We start from the raw sequence: 16,512 nt of genomic DNA on the forward strand, positions 1-16,512 counted from the left end.
CAAGTTAACTAGCCTATAGTTTAACGGAAGTTGTATGAGTTATTAACATATCCGTTAACACATCTCTAAGTAGTTCTGGCATATAATATTGTTTGCTAGAAAGTGTGGATAGCTCTGGGTATAAGTATCCAAACGTAAACATATCGATTGTTCCTACCGTATATATACGGTCTAACTCCAGCGATTCGCCGTTAATCAATACATCTTCTAATAAAATTTTATTGCCAGGAATCGTATCTGGAATGACTTCTACACCAGCATAAATCATTTTCCCCATCACTTTCCCCCGAAATCCGAATCCTTTCACCTCAAGATTCTCCATGTTCGGTTTACGTGCTTTCAAAATAACTTCTCTTAATATCTTTCCTGGAACTTTCAAAGCACACGGATTAATTGGATGTGGACAAATTCTGTGAATATCTCCGCGCGTTACAACACCCTCTTCTAGCCCTTCAAGAAGTACACCGGCGTTCACCATGCCAATCTCTGCATCGCACCATGTTTTCAGCGCACTTGCTAACATATGAGAAAACGGCGTCTCCTGAAACCAATCAACCGGTAATGACTCTTTTAAATGAACGACAGGCTCTGCCATTATATGCTTACTTTCTTCCTGCAGTATTTCAATTGTGGATAACGGCTCGCTATAAGCACCTAACCGTTCCGTCTTAATCGCTCTACCGTCTTTTTTCAACAGCTTCTTCGTCTCTTTATCCACAGTAAGCTGAACGTGGCCAACGTAACGTCCCCACTTTTCACAACAGCAAAGTAAAGTATTGTTCAGTAGAACACCACGCTCAAATAAATGATGCGTATGTGCACCTAAAATAACATCTATATCATAATGCTCTGCCATATACTCATCCATACTTTTTCCAAGGTGAGATAGGACAACGGTAATATGCGCCTCATCTTTCACTTCTTCTAAAATAGACTCTAAATGGATAAGCGGATCTTCAATATGCCAATCGAGCATATGATAAAACTCTGGATAAGCTACCGTTAATCCGATAAAAGCAATGATAATCCCATCTGTCGTCGTATGTAATTTATAAGGCTTCGCCCACGCTGGACGTACCCCTTCTTTTTTAAATAAATTCGCAACGAGCACCTCAAATCCAGCATCATCATATAGACGATTCAAATGCTCCTTCGCTAACGTAATGCCTTCATTATTTCCGATCGTTACATAATCATATAACGCCTCATTTAAAAGCTTCGTATTCCCAAGGCCATTTGTCGCTTCCGAAATACTATGAAAACGATCCACATGATCACCAATATCAACCGTCAAAACAGTCTCTCCCGCTTCCTGTCTTCGCTTTTTCTCCCCTAGAACAAACCGAGAAATTTGCGGCCAATTTTCAAAATGACTATGTATATCGTTTGTATGATAAAGGTGGATGATTGTTTCTTTATTTGTATTCAGAGAAAAAACCTCCTCTCAGTTCCTTACTGCCATTTACGCTATGCGCACACAATAATCCTGTAAATACTTTTCGTCTTTTCTTGCTATTTTACATTGTACTCGCATTGTGAGAAAAAGCAAAAGATTGTCCTTTTCATATGAGAAACTTTTGCTAATGCAGGAAAGAATTCCAGATAGTGGAGGGAGGGGTGGATTTGTCAAAAAGTTTAATAGAGAATTCAGTGGGTGGTTGTTCAAGTGGATTTGTCAGTATCTTTGTCTTAAACCTAGTCGTTCTCTGTTCTTATAAAATGTTTAGGGTATGTGAGGATTTTCTTTTGTCTTATCTTGTCGACAAATCGATATTCCTTGTCGAAACGTTGATATATTGAAATAATCGTTGATATATTCCCGTTTATGATCGATATATTTGAAAAATCGTTGATATATTTAACTGAACACCCACCCGGGTATCCTCTCCCAAGCCAAGACAAATCCGTAAAACAAAAAAGCGCCCTGCACAGCAGGGCGCTTCTACTTTATCTATTAACCAATAGAACCTTCCATCTCAAACTTGATTAGGCGGTTCATTTCAACTGCGTATTCCATTGGAAGTTCGCGAGTGAATGGCTCGATGAAGCCCATTACAATCATTTCTGTAGCTTCTTGCTCAGAAATACCACGGCTCATTAGGTAGAATAATTGTTCTTCTGATACTTTCGATACTTTCGCTTCGTGCTCAAGTGAAACGTAATCGTTTTTGATTTCGTTGTAAGGAATTGTATCAGATGTAGATTGGTTATCCATGATTAACGTGTCACACTCGATGTTAGAGCGAGAGTTTTTCGCTTTTGGTCCGAAGTGTACGATACCACGGTAAGTTACTTTACCACCATGCTTCGCAATCGATTTAGAAACGATTGTTGAAGACGTGTTTGGTGCTAAGTGAATCATTTTCGCACCAGCATCTTGGTGTTGGCCTTTACCAGCAATCGCGATTGATAATGTTAAACCACGAGCGCCTTCGCCTTTTAAGATAACTGCTGGGTATTTCATCGTTAATTTAGAACCGATGTTACCATCAATCCATTCCATCGTTGCGTTTTCTTCACAAACCGCACGTTTTGTAACTAGGTTGTATACGTTGTTCGCCCAGTTTTGGATTGTTGTATAACGGCAATACGCATCTTTTTTAATGATGATTTCTACTACCGCACTGTGAAGTGAGTTAGTAGTGTAAACAGGTGCTGTACAACCTTCTACGTAGTGTACGTGTGCGCCTTCGTCTACGATGATAAGCGTACGCTCGAATTGTCCCATATTTTCAGAGTTAATACGGAAATACGCTTGAAGTGGTGTATCAACTTTAATACCTTTTGGAACGTAGATGAATGATCCACCAGACCAAACTGCAGAGTTTAATGCAGAGAATTTGTTGTCTGTTGGTGGGATTACTTTTCCGAAATGCTCACGGAAAATATCTTCGTTCTCTTTTAATGCGCTATCTGTATCTTTGAAGACGATTCCTAGAGCTTCTAGGTCTTCTTTCATGTTGTGGTATACAACTTCAGATTCGTACTGTGCAGATACACCAGCTAAATATTTTTGCTCAGCTTCTGGAATACCTAATTTATCAAATGTTGCTTTAATTTCATCAGGTACTTCATCCCAAGACTTCTCAGATTTCTCAGATGGTTTTACGTAGTACGTAATTTCATCGAAATCTAAGTCGTTTAAGTCGCCGCCCCATTGTGGCATTGGCATTTCATAGAACTTATCCAGTGATTTTAAACGGAAGTCTAACATCCACTGTGGTTCTTCTTTCATACGTGAAATCTCTTCAACGATCTCTTTTGTTAAACCGCGTCCAGCACGGAAAATCGAAACGTCTTTGTCTTTGAAACCATATTTGTAATCGCCGATATCTGGCAGTTGCTTCGCCATGTTGGTGTGTCCCTCCTTAGATAACCTCATTTTTAGGAACCTTTAACATTACTTATCTTCGTTTAAGCCCTTTTCTAACGCTTTCCACGCTAATGTTGCACATTTAATACGTGCAGGGAACTTGCATACGCCTTGTAATGCTTCAATATCTCCTAAATCGATGCTGTCATCGTACTCTTTTCCTAGCATCATGTCAGAGAAAATTTTCGAAAGCTGAAGTGCTTCTTCAATTTTCTTACCTTTTACTGCTTGTGTCATCATTGAAGCTGAAGACATTGAGATTGAACATCCTTCGCCTTCAAACTTCGCCTCTTGCACAATACCTTCTTCTACTTTCATCGTAAGTTGAATACGATCGCCGCAAGTTGGATTGTTCAAGTTAACGGTAACACTATCTTCTAACACGCCATGGTTACGAGGATTTTTGTAATGATCCATAATAACTTGACGATATAACGTATCTAAATTATTAAATGACATTTGTGAAATACTCCTTTGTCTTGATTAGCGATTCAACAAATGTATCAATTTCTTCTTTTGTATTATATAAATAGAAGCTCGCACGTGCTGTTGAAGAAGCTTTTAGCCACTTCATAAGCGGTTGTGCACAGTGATGTCCTGCGCGAACTGCAATGCCTTCTACATCTAATACAGTCGCTACATCGTGAGGATGTACGTCTTCAATATTAAATGTAACAAGACCAGCGCGATGCTTTGGACCATAAATTGTAACGCCATCTACTTCTGATAGTCTTTCTAAAGCGTATTGCGCTAATTCATGCTCATGCTTTTCAATATTATCAAGACCGATTTCTTCTAGGAAATCAATTGCCGCACCAAGTCCGATTGCATTACCGATAATCGGTGTACCCGCTTCAAACTTCCACGGAAGCTCTTTCCAAGTAGATTCTTGTAAATCTACGAAATCAATCATTTCACCACCAAATTCAATTGGCTCCATATTGTTTAGCAATTCTTTCTTACCATATAATACGCCGATACCTGTAGGTCCGCACATCTTATGAGCAGATAATGCGTAGAAATCACAGTTTAAATCTTGCACATCCACTTTCATGTGAGGTGTACTTTGTGCACCATCAACGACCATAATTGCTCCGTTTTCGTGTGCGATTGCTCCGATTTCTTTTACAGGGTTAATCGTTCCAAGTACGTTTGATACTTGCATAATAGAAACGATTTTTGTATTCGGTGTAACAGTTTGACGAACATCTTCTAAAGAAATTGTACCGTCTGGTTGAAGCGGAAGGTATTTCAAAGTTGCGCCAGTTTTCTTCGCAACTTGTTGCCACGGAATGATGTTACTATGGTGTTCCATGTAAGAAATAACGATTTCATCGCCTTCTTTTACATTTTCAAGGCCATAGCTAGCCGCTACTGTATTTAATGCAGTTGTCGTTCCGCGCGTGAAAATAATCTCTTCCATTGATTTCGCGTTAATAAACTTGCGAACTTTCTCACGTGCACCTTCATACGCGTCGGTAGCTTTCGTACCGAGCGTATGAACACCGCGATGCACGTTAGAATTATATTCTTTATAGTAACGTTCTAACGTTTCAATGACTTGAATTGGTTTTTGAGAAGTTGCTGCACTATCGAAATAAACAAGTTGTTTGCCGTTCACTTTTTGATCAAGAATTGGAAACTGTTTGCGTATTTCATGAATATTCATTAGCGAACTTTCCTTTCAATTACCTCAACAAGCTGTGCTTTTACTCCTTCAATTGGAAGCTCATTTACTACAGGTGCTAAGAATCCATGGATGACTAAACGTTCTGCTTCGCGTTTTGGAATACCACGGCTCATCAAGTAGTATAATTGGTACGGATCTACGCGGCCTACTGAAGCTGCGTGACCTGCCATAACATCATCTTCATCAATTAAAAGAATTGGGTTCGCATCACCGCGAGCTTTTTCGTCTAGCATAAGAACGCGAGAAGATTGTTGTGCATTTGATTTAGATGCACCGTGTTCAATCTTACCAATTCCATTAAAGATAGATGTTGCACTATCTTTTTGTACACCGTGTTTTAAAATCCAACCTTCAGAGTGTTTACCGAAGTGAACAACTTTAGTTGTAAAGTTTTGTGTTTGGTTACCACGGCCAATTGTTACTGTTTTCGTATCAGCATATGAACCGTCGCCCATTAAGTTCGTAACGTTCTCTGAAATTGTGTTTCCATCATTCATAAGGCCTAGAGCCCAATCAATGCGGCCGTCGCGTCCAACAACACCGCGGCGGTTAACGTAAGTTGTTACGTCTTTTGCTAATAGATCAACCGCACCGAATTTCACTTGTGCGCCTTGTTCCACAATTACTTCTGCTACGATATTTGCAATACCTTTAGCATTTTCATTTGCAACATAGTTTTCTACATAAGTTGCAGTACTGTTCGCATCAGCTACGAATAATACGTGGTTATATACGTTAGCTTCTTCGCCGTCTACTAAGAATACAGCTTGAAGTGGAGTTTCAAGAACAACGTTTTTCGGAACATATACGAATGCACCGCCGTTGATTAATGCAGCATGAAGTGCAGTTAGACGATGCTCGTCTACTTTCACTCCGTCTTTCATTAAATACTTTTGTAGTAATTCAGCATGCTCTGTTGCAGCTGTTACGATATCTGTGAAAATAACACCTTTGTCTTTTGCTTCGTCTGCTAAAGAAACGAACGCAGTTGTACCAGTACGTTGCACTAATACGCTGTTATTTTCATCGATTAAGTTTTTCACTGCTTCTGGAAGCTCTGTTAAAGAACTTACAGGCTCTTGCTTAGCAGCGTCGCCTTTTCCGATAAAGTCCCATTTTTCAATTTTCGTTTTATCAGGCGTTGGCATTGGAAGTTCTGTTGCTTGTGCAAGAGCTTGTAAGCGGAACTCAGTCAACCAAGCAGCTTCGTTTACTTCGCTTGCGCGTTGACGGATTGTTTCTTGATCGAAAGGTAATGTACCGATTGTCATGTTTATGCTCCTCTCTTACGCTTCTTGCTCTGTTGTTTCGTCTTCAATACCTAATTCTTTTTTAATCCAGTCGTAACCTTCAGCTTCTAGACGTTGTGCAAGCTCAGGGCCACCAGATTTAACGATACGACCGTTCATCATAACGTGAACGAAGTCTGGAGTGATGTAGTTTAATAAGCGTTGGTAATGCGTAATCATTAGGCAACCGAACTCTTCGCCGCGCATTTGGTTAATACCTTTAGATACAACTTTTAATGCATCGATATCAAGACCTGAGTCGATTTCATCTAAGATTGCGATTTTTGGCTCAATCATCATTAATTGAAGAATTTCGTTACGCTTTTTCTCTCCACCAGAGAAACCTTCGTTTAAGTAACGTTGTGCCATTTCTGGATCCATTTCTAGGAATTCCATGTTTTTATCTAATGTACGGATAAATTTCATAAGAGAAATTTCATCGCCTTCTTCACGACGTGCGTTAATTGCAGAACGTAAGAAGTCAGCGTTTGTTACTCCGCTAATTTCACTTGGATATTGCATTGCTAGGAATAGACCCGCTTGTGCGCGCTCGTCTACTTCCATTTCTAATACATCTTCACCGTCAATGATGATGCTACCTTCTGTTACTTCATACTTTGGGTGACCCATAATTGCAGAAGATAAAGTTGATTTACCTGTTCCGTTAGGTCCCATAATTGCGTGGATTTCTCCACCTTTTACTTCAAGGTTTACACCCTTTAAAATTTCTTTGCCGTCAATTGATACGTGTAAGTCTTTAACCGTTAATGTAGAACCAGCCATCTCAATACCTCCATTAATCCTATATATACATTTTAAAAATTCCTAAAACGTTCATATTCTCATTTTATTCTCATTCTAATTTTATATCAAATAAAATGATATCGCAAACGACGAAAAAAAGTAACCGTTTTTTCACAAATGTATATAAGTATTTCCTTTACATCTTTCTATGATACACCTTTCTTCTTATTTATATAAAGAAAAAAGGACTGGTAATTTCCCAGTCCTTTCCTTATATTTATTCACTTACCGGAAGTACAGCACCTTTATATTCTTTATTAATAAAATCTTGAATTTCTTTTGAATGTAACACTTCTACTAGCTCTTTAATTTCTTTTTTCTTCTCATCACCTTTACGAACTGCAATGATGTTTGCATACGGAGAGTCTGCTCCTTCAATCGCAATTGCATCCTTCGTTGGATTTAATTTTGCATCAATTGCGTAGTTCGAATTAATGAATAAAGCATCTCCCTCATTATTTTCATACAACTTCGGTGAAAGTCCAGGTTCAACATCTGTTTTAAATTTTAAGTTTTTCGGATTTTCGACTACATCTTTTACTGTCGCCTTAACCACATCTACACCATCTTTAAGCTTAATCACGCCGCCTTTTTGTAACAATGCTAACATACGGCCTCGCTCCGCTACGTTATTACTCATAATCACTGTCCCGCCATCTGGTAAGTCTTTTAAGCTTTTATATTTCTTAGAATAAATACCCATTGGCTCTAAATGAATTTTTCCTGCGTTTACAATTTTATATCCCTTTTCTTGGATCTCCTTATCTAAATACGGAATATGCTGGAAGTAGTTCGCATCAATCTCTTTATCCGCTAACGCTTTATTTGGCAGTACATAATCCTGGAACTTTTTAATCTCTAACTTAATGCCTTTTTTCTCTAAGATTGGCTGTGCTTTCTCTAAAATAACAGCATGCGGCACGTTAGAAGCTCCAACAACAAGCTTATTCTCTTCTTTTCCTCCGCAAGCAGCTAATGTAAATACAGACAGCGCTGTAACAACTGACAATAGAATCTTTTTCATATGATGTCCCCTTCTCCCCTATAGTTATGTAGTTATAAAAAAGGCTGGCATACACCAGCCTTTTCAGCAATTATTCTTTTACAGGAACAACCGCTCCTTTATATTCTTTATTAATAAAGTCTTCGATTTCTTTAGAATGCAATACTTCTACAAGCTCTTTAATCTCTTTTTTATCTTTATCACCTTTACGAACAGCTACTATGTTTGCGTACGGTGAATCATCACCTTCAATTGCAATTGCATCTTTTTCTGGGTTTAATTTCGCATCAATTGCATAGTTAGAGTTAATTAAAACAGCATCGCCTTCCTTATTGTTATACACTTGTGGTAGTAAACCCGGCTCGATATCTGTTTTAAATTTTAAGTTTTTCGGATTATCTGCAATATCTTTTGGAGTTGCATTAACTGGCTCTACTCCGTCTTTAATTTTTAAAATGCCTTCTTTTTGTAAAATTGCTAAACCACGTCCATGGTCAGTAACGGAATTACTCATAATGATTGTCGCCCCGTCTGGAAGTTCTTTTAGGCTCTTATACTTTTGAGAGTATACACCAATTGGTTCTAAATGAATTTTCCCCGCTATTTCAAAATCATATTTTTTATCTTTAATTTCTTTTTCTAAATACGGAATGTGCTGGAAGTAGTTTGCATCTAAATCTTTATCCGCTAACGATTTATTTGGTAATACGTAGTCTTGGAATTTTTTAATTTCTAACTCGATTCCTTTTTTCTCAAGTAACGGTTTTGCCTTTTCTAAAATTTCAGCGTGCGGTACGTTAGAAGCACCAACAACGAGTTTCTTTTCATCTTTATCTTTCCCGCCACAAGCAGCTAAACCAAAAATTGAAGTTGAAATAAGTGCCGTAAGTAATAATTTTTTCATTTGAAACATCCTCCCGTTTTTATTATCGTTTATCTATTCGAGTCGTTAAACTATCACCAATCCACTGAATTAAAAATACAACTAGTAATACACAAATTGTCGCAACGATTGTTACATCGTTATTTCCCCTTTGGAATCCTTCTAAGTAAGCAAGTGTTCCAAGGCCACCAGCACCAACAACTCCCGCCATTGCTGTATAGCCTACTAAAGCAATTGTTGTAACCGTAATACCAGATACTAATGCTGGTAACGATTCCGGAATCAATACTTTCAAAATAATTGTGCTTGTTTTTGCTCCCATTGCTTTGGAAGCTTCAATTACACCTTTATCAATTTCGCGAAGTGCAATTTCAACCATTCTCGCGTAGAATGGTGCCGCTCCAATAATTAAAGCCGGCAGAGCTGCACTTGCTCCAAGAATTGTTCCAAGAAGAATCTTTGTGAATGGGATTAATAAAATAATTAAAATGATGAACGGTATAGAACGGAATATATTTACGAATGCTCCAATCACCGTATTAATTGATTTGTTTTCCCATAAATTATCTTTCGCTGTCATGAAGAGTAACAATCCTAAAATTAATCCTAAAACAAATGTCGCAAGAGCTGCGATTGCCGTCATATATAACGTTTCACCAGTTGCTTCTAACATTTGATTCCAATCAACATTTGCGAGTAACTTATCCATGTGCAATCACCTCCAGCTCTACTTGATCTTGATGAATTCCTTCTATCGCTTGCTGGATCGCTGTTTCCTCACCATTTAAATGAACAACTAAACTACCGTAAGAACCGTTATTCGTTTGTGCGATATTTCCTTGCAAAATGCTAACTTCTATATCACTGCGTTGCATCAATCGTTGAAGGACTGGTCTTTCTACAGCCTCACCAATAAACTGCAAACGAATTACTTTTCCATCTGGATATTTTTCAATTAAACTTTCAATCGTTTCATTTGTATCTTCAGAATCTGTTAACTGCTGTACAAATCGTTTCGTAATATCTTGCTTCGGATTACGGAATACATCAAGTACTGGACCCGTTTCTACAATCTTTCCTCTCTCCATTACCGCCACTCGATTACAAATCTTTCGAATTACGTGCATCTCATGTGTAATGAGTACAATTGTTAAACCAAGGCGCTTATTAATGTCTAATAGTAAATCCAAAATTTGATCTGTCGTTTCTGGATCAAGAGCCGACGTTGCTTCATCACATAAAAGTACTTGTGGGTTGTTAGCTAATGCTCTTGCAATCCCAACGCGTTGTTTTTGTCCCCCGCTCAGCTGAGATGGGTACGCGTCTCCTCTTCCTTCTAATCCAACAAGATGAATTAATTCATCAACACGTTTTCTTCTCTTCGTTTTATCAACACCTGCAATTTCAAGTGGAAACTCTATATTTTCACGTACAGTTCGTGACCAAAGTAAGTTAAAGTGCTGAAAAATCATTCCGATTTCTTGCCTTGCCTTACGAAGTTCACTTCCTGTAATTGCTGATATAACACGATTCGCAATTGTAATTTGGCCAGAAGTCGGTTTCTCTAACTGATTAAACAATCTGATTAAAGAACTTTTCCCAGCGCCGCTATATCCGATAACACCAAATATTTCGCCTTTTTCTATTTTTAAATTGGCGTTATCTACAGCAGTGACATCACCGCTTTTCGCCTTATATATTTTCCTTACATTCTCTAATAGAATCATGATGTTCACCCCTTTTTTGTTTAGATAGACTCCGCATTTTTTTATTTTTGATGCGTGTAGTCCACCGCTATCACTACTTTTATTATTTGAATGTCCTCCACATTCAAACAACAAAAAACCTTTCCGCTTTAGAGAAGCAGAAAGGTTTATATGCGTATATAACAACATTATCCCTCTCTCTCATCTCTCAAAGCATTCGCTTTGCAGGAATTGGCACCATTTCAACATAAGTTGACGGTTGCCGGGCTTCACAGGGCACAGTCCCTCCACCTCTCTTGATAAGAGAAATCAGATTCAATTTTCGTCTGATTTGAAATTTATGAAATTGTCTATATTTTATGACTTGAATTGTATCAATATACGCTCACCATGTCAACAGAAATTTTCGCAAAAAATGAAACTTCAGAATTTTAAGCACCTACTGACATCGGTTTACATATATGAAACATCGATTCCACTAATAACATCGTTCGGTACGTTCCTGAATATTGTACACGTCCATCATTCATTAACATTTGCAATCGTACATTTCCATTCACCAATTGTTCTATATCCTTTTCGTCTAAGCAAATGATTTGTTCCGTTCCTCTTTCCTCATGTACCAGCTCTATATAATCTCTTGAAATTTGTAACGAACAACTTTCATCTCTAAAGCGGAAATTAACAGTTTTTTCTTCTTGTCTTAAAAGTGGTTCTAAATGATATTGACCATTAGCGTAATTTACAAATGATTGAAGCAAAGAATATAATCTCACCCTAAATCACATCCTTCATATCACTTTCTATTACATACCATTCCCTCTCACTAAAGAGCAATCCTGTTATTTTCGCTCGACAAATACTGTATCCACCCTGCATCTCGACATATTTCCCAAGAAATATGTCGAGGCGGCAAAAATTTTGCCGCCTACTTTAATTCCGTATATAAATATTCAACCGAATGAAATGCGTATATCTTCTTCATCAGTGTCCCATTTTCAAAAACAAGTAAACAAGGTACACTTTCAATCCCATACTCTTTCGCTAAATGCGGAGCATAATTTAAATCTAACATCCCAATTTTGAGGCCTTCAATTGTCATCTCAACGACTGTTAACATCTTTTTTGCTAATTGGCATGTTCCACACATTGGAGTATATACATATAACACTGTTTTTTCTTCATTCTCTATTAGGGCTGTAGCTTCGGCTCCTGTCCAATCGATCACTTCTATCATTCCTTACCGTAAATATTCTGTATAAACGTCAATATCGGCTCCCCATAATACATTTGCTAAGTGTGTAGATGGCGCAGTTGCCACTTCTCGGTACGAGCGATCAATATAGATATGCTCGGCTTGCGGAAATTCTTTTCGAAATTGTTTCCTTAACTTTTCTCCAGCATCATCAGCATCCACTAGCACATACACTTCCTTATCAAAAAACTGATCAACGAGCTCATCCATTTTCGACAAACCAATTGTACCATTTGTACAAACAATTTCCACCGGTTCACGAATAATAGATTCAATCTTTCTTCTATCTGATGTACCTTCTACAATAATGACTTTTTCTACATAAATCATATGTCATCACCCGATCACCATATACTATACAACCTTTAACTTAGTATATAGTATATTCGTTATTTTCATGTTGTTTCCTGTTTATTTTTGCAAAAGAAAAGCGAAACCGACTGTTTAGCCCTGTTGGCTAAGGTTCTTCCGTACAGAAGACGCTTTTTGTCTTCTCGTGCGGAAGGTTCTTAGACATGAAGGGCTAGGAGTTGGAGCTAGACAATGAAAAGCGGAAGCGGCTCGTTTAGAACAAGAATGTACCCGAACTCCTTCACTCAAGGCTCTTTTCGCCTCAAGTAAAGGAGTGAAATGCCCAACTTTTTAGTTCTTTTGGCTAAAGTTCTTTCGCACAGAAAACGCTTTTTTGTCTTCTTGTGCAGAAAATTCTTAGACGTGAAAAGCTAGACAACGAAAAGCAAAAGCGGCTAGACCTGCATAAAGGTTATACGAAAAAGTTTTTTTCAAAAAACGTTCTCCTACACGATAATTAGTATATGATTCTACATTCATTATTTTACACAAAATAAAAAAGGACAGCACAAAGGCTGTCCTTTAGTCGACTATAATTAGTCTTGGTTTGTCATTTCTGCATATTTTTCTGCAGTTAATAACTTCTCAACTTGGCTTGCATCAGAAAGTTCAACTTTAACCATCCATGCACCCTCGTATGGAGATTCGTTAACAAGTTCTGGTTGGTCACTTAATTCTTCGTTTACTGCTACAACTTTACCACTTACAGGTGCGTATAGCTCAGAAACTGTTTTAACAGATTCTACGCTTCCGAATGGCTCGTCAGCTTCGATTGTTGCACCTACTTCAGGAAGTTCAACGAATACGATATCGCCTAGCTCACCTTGTGCAAAGTGAGTGATACCGATAACAACTTCATTACCTTCAGTTTTTACCCATTCGTGTTCTTCAGAGTAACGTAAATTATTTGGAATGCTCATGACTGTACCTCCAGTGAATGTATTAATTATGTAAAAATACCTTATTGGTACTTTTTCCACACACTTTCAAACTGCTCTTCGTTAAAACCAAGTGTTACATTCGTTCCATCTGTTACAATTGGACGTTTGATCAACATGCCATCAGATGCTAAAAGCTCATACATTTCGTCTTCGCTTGCATCTTTCAACTTATCTTTCAGACCAAGTTCACGGTAACGCATTCCACTTGTATTAAAGAATTTTTTTAATGGTAATTCACTTTTTTCATGTAAATTACGTAAATCTTCTTTTGATGGTGGATTTTCAACAATATGAATCATCTCATATGCTACATCGTTTGCCTCAAACCATTTCTTTGCCTTTTGACATGTGCCACACTTTGGATATGAATAAAATGTTACTGTCATAAATTCACCTACTTTTTTACTAACCTTTACCTTTATCATATAGAAAACGTTTTATTATTTCAAACCATTATTCGCTAAACTTTTACTTATTTCGTGATAATTTTTAATAATCCTGCGAATTTTTCTTATTTTTCCGCCATTTGTTAAGAAAAAAATAAATATATAAATTTTTTTAGATTCTGCACCAAACATATATCTTAAACAAGCGTTTGATTAATTTCTTATTTTTCTTTGTTAGCCTTTGAACTACATGAGTTTCTTTCTACCGAACATACAGCTTAAACAAACGTTTGATTAATTCTCCATTTTTCTTTCTTAACCTTTGAGCTGCATCGGTTTCTTCCTACCGAACATACAGCTTAAACAAACGTTTATTTTTAAAAAATAAGAAGCCTTTTTTACAGGCTCCTTCATCATCGACTTAAGTAATCCGAAATGGTTTGAAATACTACTATATACATATTATGAATATTTCGATCGGAAACAGTATCATTATATAATCCCATACCCCAATATTGACCTTCAGGGTTCCCCATATTTACAAACCCTTGCGTATACGTCATCGTTTTATCCTTTGGGGTATTATCATAATCTAAATCCTTGTTAGTAAAAATTAAATACGGTCTATCTTGCAAACCAATAAAAAATACCGGCTTCTTTAACGATAAAAATAAGTCCGTATACTGCTCCTTTGATGCCTCTTTAAAGTATTCTTTCATAACGAAAAAACCATCAACTTTTGCTGATTTCTCCTGCATTTCTTCTAACTTTATACTTTCAAACTTTACATTCCTAAACGTATCTTTCGGCTTTTCTCCAACAACTCCAATTACGAGTGCTCTTCCGTTATATTCTAATTTTTCTCCTTCGTTATTCTTTGCACACCCAGCACCTACTAGGCATAACAATATAAAAACTAAAAAATATGATAAACGCTTCATTTAGCACCCTCCCCCTTCTTTTTAGTCAAGTGACAAAAACGTAAGGTTAATTCAAGAAAATGTAAGTAAAATCGATAGCCCAATTCACGTTTCTATATTATAATCAATTGAATTTACTTACATTACTAAACATAGGAGATCAACATGAAGAAATTTAAACTTTCATCTTTTCTTCCGTTAAGTTATATACTTCTACTCGTACTCGTAAGTCCCCTTTACGACGTATTAAATAAATCGACTGTTCACGCAGTAGACGTTACAACTGTAGTAGATGATTGGATTCCATTTGTAAAAGCATTTATTATTCCTTATTTACTTTGGTTTCCATACTTATACGGCGCACTTATTTATTACTGCTTCGCTGACCGAAAGCAATATTATGTCACTTTAAGTAGTGTTATTTTTGGAAAGCTTGCTTGTTTTTCTATTTATTATTTTTGGCAAACAACTGTACCGCGTCCGACTGTCGTTGGAACAGATGTATTTTCTGAACTAGTTCGCTATATTTATAGTATCGACCAGCCAGTAAACTGTTTCCCTAGCATTCACGTTCTTACTACATTTGTAATTATGTTAGCTGCCTTTAAGCGTAGAGAACAACATGCTTTTGAATATTACATCCTTACTTTCTTCGGTACACTTATTATTTTATCAACGCTATTTACGAAGCAACATGCCTTTGTAGATGCCGTTTCTGGAATGACACTTGCAAGCATACTTTACTTCGGCGTTCAACTCTTATTGGCCAAAGAATCAATAAGAGTTCCAGTAAAACAAAATCATAGAATGTAACATGACAAAAAAGCAGACTGTGGCTTCTCAGTCTGCTTTTATCTATTATTAAGGAGATTTTCAATTTAAGATTGCGGTACAGTCATATCACCAGAATGAATACGACCTGCTTTTTTAAGAGCAATGTAAAGTATATAAGAAACAGCTACTGGAATGACGATATAAGTAATTACCATCGCCGGGAGAACTTCCCATCCTTCGCTGGAAATTAAATTAATTGGTGCGATAAGAGAACTTAATCCAAGACCTGCAATTTCTTTTCCTGCTTCCAGTTGGAAAATTAATGCGGATACCGGACCAACTATAGCACTGGCGACGACAGTTGGGACGAGAATCATTGGATTTTTAGTGATATTTGGCAACTGTACTTTCGGAGTACAAAGAGCTTGAGCTAATATGCCACCTAAATTGTTTTCTTTTGCTGAGATGACAGAGAATCCGATAAACTGAGCGACGCATCCGGCAAGAGCTGCACCACCTGCAACACCGTCTAAGCTAAGTGCGATCGCTAACGCAGCTGATGAAGCTGGAGAGATAAGTAATAGTCCCCAAACTACTGCAATGACGATAGAAGCGATAAACGGGCTACCAGCTGAGCTATCTTTAATGAACGCTCCAACTGCATTTAAAACAGGAGTAATATTATGAGATAACCAAATACCAACTAAACCAGAACCTAATATGGCCGCAAATGGAACGAGCATCATATCTAAAGCAGTTTTTCCGCTTAAACGTTTACCAATATATACAGCTAAAGTTGCTGTTAATAATGCACCGATTGGCTCACCTGTTTTAATAATTAGACCAGCTTCAGTAATTGAAATGGATCCGGCACCAATCGCTCCGGCTACCATCGCCGAGAAGATTACAAGACCGTTTGCACCGAGCATAAAAGCAATGCCGGCACCAATCGCTGGTGCCATTAGTGATTTTGCAACAACTCCGATTGTAATAAGCAACGGAATATCAACAATTCTTCCTATATTTTCGATTAGTAAACCAATTCCGAGGGATACGAAAATACCTTGTGCGATTCCAGCAGATGCTTTAAATACACGAGACATTATATATTCCTTCATTTGTTTCACCTTCTTCTAT

General features: G+C 37.5%; 18 protein-coding genes and 1 riboswitch. Of the genes, 1 reads left to right on the forward strand and 17 read right to left on the reverse strand.

Annotation, left to right across the window (positions count from 1 at the left end):
- Window positions 1–13: 13 nt before the first annotated feature.
- From BUA87_RS22310 to BUA87_RS22385, 16 genes are all read right to left on the reverse strand, one after another.
- A complete protein-coding gene (locus tag BUA87_RS22310) occupies window positions 14–1,429 on the reverse strand; it encodes a bifunctional metallophosphatase/5'-nucleotidase (RefSeq protein WP_276591288.1) in 1,416 nt (471 codons plus the stop codon).
- A 525-nt stretch (window positions 1,430–1,954) separates the two neighbouring features.
- Window positions 1,955–3,352, reverse strand: a complete 1,398-nt coding sequence (gene sufB, locus BUA87_RS22315) for a Fe-S cluster assembly protein SufB (protein WP_001118824.1) — start codon at window positions 3,350–3,352, stop codon at window positions 1,955–1,957.
- A 48-nt stretch (window positions 3,353–3,400) separates the two neighbouring features.
- Window positions 3,401–3,832 carry a Fe-S cluster assembly sulfur transfer protein SufU gene (gene sufU / locus BUA87_RS22320; RefSeq protein WP_000009523.1) on the reverse strand — a complete coding sequence of 144 codons (432 nt, stop codon included), beginning with the start codon at window positions 3,830–3,832 and terminating at the stop codon, window positions 3,401–3,403.
- The gene (gene sufS, locus BUA87_RS22325) at window positions 3,822–5,042 is read right to left on the reverse strand and encodes a cysteine desulfurase SufS (protein WP_001020767.1); all 1,221 of its coding nucleotides are present in this window, start codon (window positions 5,040–5,042) and stop codon (window positions 3,822–3,824) included. Before sufS ends, sufU begins: the two co-directional genes overlap by 11 nt.
- Complete coding sequence (sufD, locus tag BUA87_RS22330) at window positions 5,042–6,334, reverse strand: Fe-S cluster assembly protein SufD (RefSeq protein WP_000152173.1); 1,293 nt, start codon at window positions 6,332–6,334, stop codon at window positions 5,042–5,044. The genes sufS and sufD overlap by 1 nt, the downstream gene beginning before the upstream one ends.
- 15 nt (window positions 6,335–6,349) lie before the next feature.
- Window positions 6,350–7,135 carry a Fe-S cluster assembly ATPase SufC gene (gene sufC / locus BUA87_RS22335; RefSeq protein WP_000929163.1) on the reverse strand — a complete coding sequence of 262 codons (786 nt, stop codon included), beginning with the start codon at window positions 7,133–7,135 and terminating at the stop codon, window positions 6,350–6,352.
- A 238-nt stretch (window positions 7,136–7,373) separates the two neighbouring features.
- Window positions 7,374–8,180, reverse strand: a complete 807-nt coding sequence (gene metQ, locus BUA87_RS22340; RefSeq protein ID WP_000722399.1) for a methionine ABC transporter substrate-binding lipoprotein MetQ — start codon at window positions 8,178–8,180, stop codon at window positions 7,374–7,376.
- Between the two features lie 70 nt (window positions 8,181–8,250).
- Entirely contained in the window at window positions 8,251–9,063 is an 813-nt protein-coding gene (gene metQ / locus BUA87_RS22345) for a methionine ABC transporter substrate-binding lipoprotein MetQ (protein ID WP_000735080.1), read from the reverse strand.
- 22 nt (window positions 9,064–9,085) lie between these two features.
- A complete protein-coding gene (locus BUA87_RS22350) occupies window positions 9,086–9,751 on the reverse strand; it encodes a methionine ABC transporter permease (protein ID WP_000359401.1) in 666 nt (221 codons plus the stop codon).
- On the reverse strand, window positions 9,744–10,769 hold the full coding sequence (locus BUA87_RS22355) for a methionine ABC transporter ATP-binding protein (protein WP_000601791.1): 1,026 nt from the start codon (window positions 10,767–10,769) through the stop codon (window positions 9,744–9,746). Before BUA87_RS22355 ends, BUA87_RS22350 begins: the two co-directional genes overlap by 8 nt.
- A gap of 177 nt (window positions 10,770–10,946) precedes the next feature.
- Window positions 10,947–11,054: riboswitch (SAM riboswitch) on the reverse strand.
- Between the two features lie 125 nt (window positions 11,055–11,179).
- Window positions 11,180–11,524, reverse strand: a complete 345-nt coding sequence (locus tag BUA87_RS22360; RefSeq protein WP_001242140.1) for a hypothetical protein — start codon at window positions 11,522–11,524, stop codon at window positions 11,180–11,182.
- A gap of 152 nt (window positions 11,525–11,676) precedes the next feature.
- A complete protein-coding gene (locus tag BUA87_RS22365) occupies window positions 11,677–11,985 on the reverse strand; it encodes a thioredoxin family protein (protein WP_002025020.1) in 309 nt (102 codons plus the stop codon).
- Between the two features lie 3 nt (window positions 11,986–11,988).
- Window positions 11,989–12,333 carry a toprim domain-containing protein gene (locus BUA87_RS22370; protein ID WP_000640870.1) on the reverse strand — a complete coding sequence of 115 codons (345 nt, stop codon included), beginning with the start codon at window positions 12,331–12,333 and terminating at the stop codon, window positions 11,989–11,991.
- Between the two features lie 557 nt (window positions 12,334–12,890).
- A complete protein-coding gene (gene gcvH, locus BUA87_RS22375; protein ID WP_000026896.1) occupies window positions 12,891–13,274 on the reverse strand; it encodes a glycine cleavage system protein GcvH in 384 nt (127 codons plus the stop codon).
- Between the two features lie 41 nt (window positions 13,275–13,315).
- A complete protein-coding gene (locus tag BUA87_RS22380; RefSeq protein WP_000218968.1) occupies window positions 13,316–13,681 on the reverse strand; it encodes an arsenate reductase family protein in 366 nt (121 codons plus the stop codon).
- Window positions 13,682–14,094: 413 nt separating this feature from the next.
- Window positions 14,095–14,622: a hypothetical protein gene (locus BUA87_RS22385; RefSeq protein ID WP_000826910.1), complete on the reverse strand. Its 528-nt coding sequence runs from the start codon at window positions 14,620–14,622 to the stop codon at window positions 14,095–14,097.
- A 144-nt stretch (window positions 14,623–14,766) separates the two neighbouring features.
- Between BUA87_RS22385 and BUA87_RS22390 the strand changes: the two genes are divergently transcribed.
- Window positions 14,767–15,414: a phosphatase PAP2 family protein gene (locus tag BUA87_RS22390; protein ID WP_000713773.1), complete on the forward strand. Its 648-nt coding sequence runs from the start codon at window positions 14,767–14,769 to the stop codon at window positions 15,412–15,414.
- Between the two features lie 65 nt (window positions 15,415–15,479).
- Here BUA87_RS22390 and BUA87_RS22395 read toward each other — a convergent pair whose 3' ends face one another.
- Window positions 15,480–16,493 (reverse strand): PTS sugar transporter subunit IIC, encoded by a 1,014-nt coding sequence (locus tag BUA87_RS22395; RefSeq protein ID WP_000666168.1) that lies wholly within the window; start codon window positions 16,491–16,493, stop codon window positions 15,480–15,482.
- Between the last annotated feature and the right edge of the window lie 19 nt (window positions 16,494–16,512).

It is taken from the genome of Bacillus sp. bc15, assembly GCF_900142585.1.
GTDB classification, from domain to species: Bacteria; Bacillota; Bacilli; order Bacillales; family Bacillaceae_G; genus Bacillus_A; species Bacillus_A cereus.